Below are 8944 nucleotides of genomic sequence, written 5' to 3'. Positions count from 1 at the left end.
ATGGCGGCTAAGACTTGGACTCCGCCCGGTACGTTATTGTTGGTAGCTTCTATTGGATCGAAGCTAGTTAGGTCAACTTCAGCGGGGAGTCCAAGGGCGGCTTTGACTAAAGATTGGGCTTCTTCTAGTGCAATTCCTTTGTCGGTTAAGTCGGCGACTAAGGTGGTTAGGAGGGTGACAACTATGGAATCTGGTGGTGCGGTGACTGGTGTTTCTAGGGGTAAGCCGGTGGCGGTGTCAGTGCCTCCGGTGGCTACTAAATTGCCTTCTTCTGGGTCGATTTCTCCGTTTTTGTTGGTGTCGAATGTCTCGAAGGGGATGTTGAGATTGAATTTACCGCCGGAATCGGTTGTGGTGGATGGTTCGTTGGTGTCGAGGATGCCGTTTTTGTTGGCGTCTAGGAAGACATTTGCACCCGATATGTAGCCGTCGATTACCCAGCGCCCATTTTTCGTTGTTACCGTGAAAGTCTGTTCGCTACGGCCACCGTAATTGTCTGTAGCTGTTAATTTCGCCTTGAAAGGTTGCGAACCGCTTGGGGGATTTCCGGTAAATGTGATGGTGTTTTCCGAGGAGTTGAATTGAAGCCCAAGCCAGCTAGTGTTTGAGCCACTGTATAAAGAACTGCCATCAGGTAGAGTTAACTGGTAATTAATCTGGTCGCCATCGAGGTCAGTGTATACATTTTTGATAGGTTGGTTAAACTCAGTGGGCTTGGAACCCAGGTGAATTTGCTCTTCTGGCGGGTGGTTCTCAACCATAAAACTCCCTCCGGCAAAGGGGGAACCTGCCCAAGCATTATCAATTGCTTGCACGCCCCAGTTATATTCCCCGCGAGGTAAGTTTTTAAGTTGCCACTGGGTGTTTTGACTAACATTCCCCAACCCAACAATTTGTCGAGTGCCGTCCCACAGAGACATCGGGGAAAGAATATCCTTACCCTCGGAATTCGTAACTCGCAGGTTATAGCTTAAACCATCATCAGGAGTTTGAAGGTCAGTTGCTTTGTTCCATTTAAAAGTGACATTTCCACCATCCGACTTAGCCGTCGTCAGCCCTGTGGGTGCAGTGGGAGGAGTGTTGGCATTAGGGGTGTTGTTGCGGAAGACTTTGGTAAAGAAGTCTTTTTCGTCCAGACCAAAGCCAGTGCTGGATTTTGAATAACCCGTGAGCAGGATATCCAATTTGCCATCCTTATCGTAGTCTCCCCAAGCAGGCTGGGAATCGAAACTATTACTAGGCTCTGCGCCACTGTCGATTTGTACGCCGCTGTCGGTAAAGCCATTGCCCGTCGTGTTTTGATAGTAGATTTTGGTGACGCTTGTTCCTGGACTTTGGGGGTTTTCCTGCTGCCAACCAGTGACTAGGATATCCAATTTGCCATCATTGTCGTAGTCTCCCCAAGCAGCTTTACCGCTACTCAAACCAGGTATCTGTGCACCTATGTCTTCAAAGCTGGCTGACCCATTGGTAATGGTTGTGTTGCGGTAGACTTTGGTGAAAAGCTGGCCTGAACCATTCGCGCCGTCGATCGCCCCTGTGAGCAAAATATCAAGTTTGCCGTCGTTGTCAAAATCCCCCCAAGCCATATCATAAACAGTGGCGCCAAAGCGAGGGAATTCTGAACCTAAACCAGGCAATGATACGTTTGTGTCTTTAAAAACGCCATCGCCCAAGTTGCGGTAGAGTTTGGCTTTTTGCCTTCCCCACCCTGATTGAGTCTGTTGTGACTCCATTACCTTGATCAGAACATCGAGTTTGCCATCATTGTCGTAATCTGCCCAAACCCCAGGACTGGTAGCACCAGCTATTTCGCTAGTAGAAAATAGTGGTTCGCCAGTATCGAGACGTGCTTTGCTATCTTGAAAGCGGTCTTGATACATAACAGGTTTTGTGTTGCGGTAGAGCGTAGTGGCGATCGAGTAGTCGCTCCCAGAACCTTGTGTATTGAGCAACAGATCGGGACGCCCGTCATTGTTGTAATCTGCCGAACTCGATCGAATAATTGCAGAGGAGAGGTTGTTAGCCAGAACTCCATCTGGGGTAAATTGCACACCACCGTTGTACGTGCCATTGCTGTAGATTTCGTACTTAAAAGTGTTGTTGCCATTGTTAGTGATCGCAGATGTATCCAGCCTGCCGTCATTGTTGTAATCTGCCCAGACTGGACCATAACCATCTCTTCGATTAGCTTCGCTAAAGCCATATTCGCTCAACTTTTGGCCGGTGTTGTTGTTGTAGGTTCCGGTGTTGTCGTAGATGTACCTGTTTCCGAGGATATCTAGTTTGCCATCATTGTTGTAGTCTCCCCAGATAGCCGAAGATAAACCAGATATCGCGTTCGTGTCGGTGAAAAGTTTGTCAGCATCAAAAATTTGCAAGGTGGTAGAGCTTTGAGGGCCAATATTGGCATTATCCGCACTAGCGATCCGAAACGCGATTTCTTCTGTTCCCTCACCTTGAGTATCCGGCAAAATCTTAATTGTGAAAGTTGTAGTAGCTTCGCCTGGCTTAAAGGTGACGGTGACTTGACCAGAGTCACTGGAGGCAAAGTTCCAATCTGTTCCCTCAGTCGCTGAACCACCAGTAACAGGTTGTATGTACACCTGGGAAATTTTGTTTAGAGCCTCCGGAGTCCCAGTGCGAGTGAGAGTAATTTGTTTCTCACCACTTTCATTGACTTGGTAAGTAGCTTGGGAAAATTTTACCGTGGGAATACCAAGTAGCGGTCCGCTGTCGTTATCGGCGATCGCTACCGTCACGTCTGGACCACTTGTGTTATATTTGGTATCAGAAGTAGATACATAGTGAGAAATTTTAGCGCTGTGCGCGCCTTCCACAATCGTATCGTCAACCGCCTTCACTGTAACGCTTTGAGGGACATTCCAATTATCCGCAGTGAAAGTTAGAGGAGCGATCGCCGCTATCTGCTGATCTGTTGTGAATTTGATAGTTACCGGGGCGATCGGCTGCGACATTAATTTGATGTCATAATTGCCATTCGCGCCACCTTCTGTAGCAGTTGTACTCGTAGGTGTAATGAGCACATATGCTGCGTCGTTGTCGAAAATATCTACTTTTACATCCTGAACTGGCGTGCCACTATAGTTAGGGTCTGGACTGCTAACAATGTGAGCGATCTTGCCGCTGTGCGTACCTTCGGCTTTGCTATCGTCAGTAGCGGTGACAGTGACTATTTGCGGGCTATCCCAGGTACTGCTGTTGAAATTAATCGCAGAAACCGGATTAATTTCACTCCCGGTATTAAAGCTGAGGCTAACAGGTGCGCTCGGTTGGCTGTTGAGCTTGACTGTATAACTGCCCGTCGCACCGCCTTCTGTAGCAGTTGTACTCGTAGGTGTAATGGTAACACCTGCTTTTTCGTTGTCGGTAATTGCTACATTTACATCCTGAACCGTCTGACCGCTATAGTTAGTGTCTGTACTGGTAAGAGTGTGAGCGATCGTACCGCTGTGAGTGCCTTCGGTTTTGAGATCGTCGGTAGCGGTGACAGTGATTGTTTGGGGATCTTTCCAGTTAGTGCTGTTGAAAGTAATCTCAGAAATCGGATTAATTTGACTGCCTGTCTGGAAGCTGAGCTTAACATCTGCTTTCGGTTGAGTGTTGAGCTTGACTGTATAACTGCCCGTCGCACCGCCTTCTGTAGCAGTGGTACTCGTAGGTGTAATGCTAATACCTGCTGTGTCGTTGTCGGTAATACCTACATTTACCTCCTGAACTGCCGTGCCACTATAGTTAGGGTCTGAACTGGTAACAGTGTGACCTATCTTGCCGCTGTGAGTACCTTCGGCTATGCTATCGTCGGTAGCAGTGACAGTGATTGGTCGGGGACTATTCCAGTTAGTGCTGTTGAAAGTAATCTCAGAAATCGGATTAATTTGAGTGCCTGTATCGAAGTTGAGCTTAACGTCTGCATTTGGTTGGCTGTTGAGTTTGACTTTATAACTGCCCGTCGCGCCGCCTTCTGTAGCAGTTGTACTCGTAGGTGTAATGATCACACTTGCTGTGTCGTTGTCGGTAATCGCTACATTTACATCCTGAATTGCCGTGCCACTACTATAGTTAGGGTCTGAACTGAAAACAGCGTGACCTATCTTGCCGCTGTGAGTACCTTCGGCTATGCTATCGTCGGTAGCAGTGACAGTGATTGGTCGGGGACTATTCCAGTTACTGCTGTTGAAAGTAATCCCGGAAATCCCCTTAATCTGACTGCCTGTATTGAAGATGAGGTTAACAGGTTCATTGGGTTCGCTGTTGAGCTTGACTGTATAACTGCCCGTCGCACCGCCTTCTGTAGCAGTTGTACTCGTAGGTGAAATAATCACATCTGCTGTGTCGTTGTCGGTAATCGCTACATTTACATCCTGAACTGCTGTGCTGCTATACTTAGTGTCCGCACTGTCAACACGGTGAGAAATCTTACCCGTGTGCGTGCCTTCAGCTTTGCTATCGTCGGTAGCAGTGACAGTGATTGTTTGGGGAGCATTCCAGGTACTGCTGTCGAAATTAATCGTAGAAATCGCGTTGATTTGACTGCCTGTATCTAAGATGAGCTTAACAGGTGCATTCGGTTGGCTGTTGAGCTTGACTGTATAACTGCCCGTCGCACCGCCTTCTGTAGCAGTTGTACTCGTAGGTGAAATAATCACATCTGCTGTGTCGTTGTCGGTAATAGCTACATTGACATCCTGAATTGTTGTGCCGCTATAGTTAGGGTCTGAACTGCTAACAAAGTGAGTTATCTTGCCGCTGTGCGTGCCTTCGGCTTTGCTATCGTCGGTAGCAGTGACAGTGACTGGTTTGGGATCATTCCAGTTACTGCTGTCAAAAATAACAGGCGGGGGCGGATTTATTTCAATTCCAGTAAAGTTAATGGTAACAGGGAGCTTCGGCTCAGACGTTAACTTGAGCTCATAACTGCCCGTCGCGCCGCCTTCTGTAGCAGTTGTTTGCGTGGGAGTAATAGAAATACCAGCGGTATCATCGTCTTTATTGGTAATGCTAACATCCGCTGCATCTAGCTTATAATTCGGATCGTCGCTAACAGCAAGCTCTGTGACAATTTTGTAGTCAATATTGCCGTCAACTATGCTATCATTAACCCCGGTTACTGTTACTGGTTGCGCTGTCTTCCAGGTAGCCGGAGTGAAAGTTATGCTGGCAGGGGAAACAGTTCCCTCGGCAGCATTATCCGTGTTCAAACCGATAGTCACATCAGCAGTTGGCTGAGTATTCAGAACCACAGTAAAGTTAGCCTTTGTGCCATCTTCACCAGTAGTTAATCCCGCCGTCGGATTAATTGTAATTCCCGGAGTTTCATTGTCACTGTTGGTGACGGTTACATCTTCAGGATCGAGGTTATTGTAATTAGGATCGGTGCTGGAAGCAGCCTTCGTGACAATTTTGTAAGGTTGAGGGCCATCAGCTACTGCATCGTCAACACCACTCACTGTTATTGTTTGTTCACTGTAGTTAGCAGGAGTGAAAGTTATGCTAGCAGGGGAAACTGTTCCTTCGGCAACATTGGAACTACTCAAATCAATCGCAACATCAGCAGTGGGTTGAGAGTTGAGTTTGACGCTGAAGGTAGCAGTGCCATCGAGTTCACTTGTAGTTAATGCTGTTGGGTTAATAGTAAAGCCAGCCGTATCATCATTAGTAATAGTTGTGGTAGCGGTAGCAGTGGTAATTGTCGGTGTTACGCCTGGGCTTGTGGGACTTGAAAGGGTGACGGCTATGGTTTCGTCGGGTTCAGCTAGGGTGTCGCCTAATACATCCAGAGTAATGGTTTTGGATGTTTCATCGGCGGCAAAATTAATTGTGCCGGTAGGAGTAGTTGCCTCTGAAGTGCCCGCGATGTTGTTGTAATCGCTGACGTTTGTAGCTGTTCCGGTAATGTCATAATTGACGCTACTTGCCCCGCCTGTGTTGCCGCTGCGAGTCGCAGTGAAAGTCAGAGGTTTTGTGCCGCTATTACCTTCAGGAATGCTGGGAGTACCAGCGGCGATGGCATAAGAAACAGTACCGTTTGCTGCAATAGTTAGTGTTGTTTGAGGCGTTGTACCTGCAATGCCTCCGGTGATTGTGCCGAAGTTGAGAATTGCGGTTTCGGCGTTTTCAGGGAGATTGTCAGGTTTGATAGTAACTGCAACATTCTGAGTAAGAGTAGCAGTACCGGCGGGGAAAGTAATAGTAGTAGGCGAAAAGGTGTAGTCGGAATTTTCGGTGGCTGTGCTGCTGGGGTCGATGACAATTGGTACAACTACATTGTTTAAAGGAGTGCCGCCGCTGAGAGTAACGGGAATTACTGTATCCGCAGATCCTTCTGTACCGCTGTAATTTGCAGTACCAAAATTGACTGTATTTGGTGTGTTTAGGAAAACAGAAACGTTATGTGAAAAGCTTGTCACCGCTAAATCAGGTAAACCGTCCTCGTCAAAATCCGGTAAACCCTTCCCGTCTAACTCAGGTAAACCGTCCTCATTCAAATGCTTCACAGCAACAGCAGTAGGAGTCGGTCCGGCATCTAAATCAGCAGTCTGGGTAAATGTGCCGTCGCCATTCCCCAACAGAATTGAAACCTTGCCATTTTTCCCGACAGCCAAGTCTTGCTTGGAGTCACCATTGAGATCCGCAACGGTGACAAAAGTGGGACTCGATCCCACGGGAATTTCGGTAGTAGTAAAGCCCCCACTACCATTTCCCCGCAGAATTGAGATGCTGTTAGACTCATAGTTCGTCACAGCCAAGTCGGGGATGTTGTCATTATTAAACTTCCCCACAGCCAGAGAATATGGCCGCGACCCCACTGTAATATTATTAGCAGCGCCAAAACTCCCACTGCCATTCCCCAGTAAAATTGAAACGCTGTTAGAACTATTTGGCATACTGCTCGTCACAGCCAAGTCTTGTTTGCCGTCGACATCAAAATCAGCAACGGCAATAGATTCAGGAAATTTTACTACCAAAAAGTTTTGAGGAAGTGCAAAAGTGCCATCACTATTCTGCAATAGAATTGAGACGACACCATTAGTATTCGTGGAACCGGTGGCGCGATAACTAGCTAAAGCTAAGTCTGCCCTCTTGTCACCATTAAAATCTGCCGCAGCAATGTATGTAGGCGCAATCAGCGAGTCGAAAGATAGATCGACGGGAGCGCCCAAGCCAGTGCTACTCCCATAAAATATTGAGACAGAACCATTGCCATTATCTACAACCAAGTCGTCATACTTATCTTTATTATCAAATAAATCATTAAATTTAGCGACAGCGAGAGTCTTACTTCCCCGTGGCAACAGAGTAGCGGCGCCAAAGCTACCCGTGTCATTTCGTAACAGAATTGATGTGCCTGGACTTGAGCCTCCGGGACCGCTCAAGTTACTAAAAGCTAAGTCTGGTTTGGTGTCGCCATTAAAATCACCGACACCGGCTGAGACAGGATAGCGCCCTGCACCAAAATTAGTCGCCGCACCAAAACTATTCAAAACATACTCGTAACCTGCTAATACTTCGGCTTCAAATACCAGCGGTGTTTCAATTTTCCCGGTTCTGACTTCCAGTTCCCAATCGCCACCCTTTGCTACACTTCCGGTGAGGTTTTGGGAAGCTGCAACCGACGCGCCGGTTAATTCACTCAAGCGTTTGAGAAATGCTTTACCTGTCTCGCCTGCTGCTACACAGCACCCGTACAGTAGGATCTGAGGTCGATTTTTGCCCATCGAGTGGGTTTGTGGCGAAAACCATTGCTGTAGAGAATCCCGATCGCACTCTATATCATCTAAACTCAAGCTACCGTCGCCCAGTTGCAAGCTACCGGGAGCACCGTGAGAAATGATGTGAATGCTGTCAATATTGCTGCGAAGAGCTAAAATTTCAGTAATTTGGTCGATCGCATCCCGGTTCCCATCCAAAACAACTACTTCCGTACCCGGTGTTACCCCGGCAATCAAACTTTGATAATTTTCAACTTGAGTGTCGATAAAGGCGATCGAGCTTACTGAAACTTGATTATTTAAATTTGGCATACTGCACCTACTAATAGCTAAAAAAAGACAATAATTCCCCTGTTTCGCGACTTGCGTCCGAAACACTTTCTGAAGGTTGTAGTAACCATAACTGTTTTTTCTAAAAATCTCTATAAAGTTTTCTTTATAAACACTTTTTTAATTAAAGTTTTGATAAAGATGGGGAATTTTATTAAGTAATATTACGGATGAGCCAGCGCGAGGTGGATTACATAACACAAAAACACTTCAATAGCAAGTGTGATTAGACTGAAATATTTTCCTCCCGTGCAGACTATGGGAAGGAGCATCTAGGAGTAGAGGTTCAGAGGTTTACTAGCAGAGTTTGAGCGATTTTTGGAAGACGCTGTGCGATCGCATCTGGGCCGATTTCTTTTGATACAATTGTCGAAGCGTCTGGATTAGAAGCGGGAACAGTTTCTAGTATACTTTTGCAGTTGGAATTGTTGGGATTAGTTTCTCTGAAACAGGGGTTAAAAACCCCTGTTATACTCTCGTGATCCCGAGTTTCTCCGAATGCCGAAATCTGCGTAATCAACCCGAAATCGCTCTTAAATCAATCCGAAATTTACGGCACTAATACTGTTAGCAGAAACTCCGGCCAGATAAGCTAAAACTTCCCCTGTTTGTGCCAACCGGATTAAAGTCGAACCGCTATCTTCGGCAATGGCCAATTGCGAGAAACTCAACCCATTACCCAATACTAACAAGTCTTTACCGACTTCAAAATCAGTAATCGTATCAGTACCGGAATTGGTAGAGAGTAGGAACTTATCTACTCCCATTCCTCCTACCAAAGTATCAAGTCCTAAACCGCCATTGAGTAAATCATCTCCCTTACCTCCGTAAAGAATATCATTACCATCATCGCCGTTCAAAATGTCAGCACCACGGTTGCC

The 8944-nt window shown here is 46.7% G+C and carries 2 protein-coding genes and 1 pseudogene; 1 reads left to right on the top strand and 2 read right to left on the bottom strand.

Annotated features, from left to right (window positions below):
* Positions 1–8045, bottom strand: an 8045-nt coding sequence (locus QUA04_RS27810) for an FG-GAP-like repeat-containing protein (RefSeq protein ID WP_333263480.1), incomplete at its 3' end; no start/stop codon positions are given.
* A gap of 332 nt (positions 8046–8377) precedes the next feature.
* Here QUA04_RS27810 and QUA04_RS27805 point away from each other — a divergent pair.
* Positions 8378–8545, top strand: a complete 168-nt coding sequence (locus tag QUA04_RS27805) for a DprA-like winged helix domain-containing protein (RefSeq protein ID WP_333263483.1) — start codon at positions 8378–8380, stop codon at positions 8543–8545.
* Between the two features lie 51 nt (positions 8546–8596).
* Here the strand turns inward: QUA04_RS27805 and QUA04_RS27800 are convergent.
* Positions 8597–8944 (bottom strand): annotated as a pseudogene (locus tag QUA04_RS27800) (calcium-binding protein); the annotation flags it as partial.

It is taken from the genome of Microcoleus sp. S13_C5, from assembly GCF_036700845.1.
In the GTDB taxonomy this organism is placed as follows: Bacteria; Cyanobacteriota; Cyanobacteriia; order Cyanobacteriales; family Microcoleaceae; genus Microcoleus.
The sequence above is the reverse complement of the archived record's forward strand: the minus strand, read 5'-3'. Positions and strand labels throughout refer to the sequence as shown.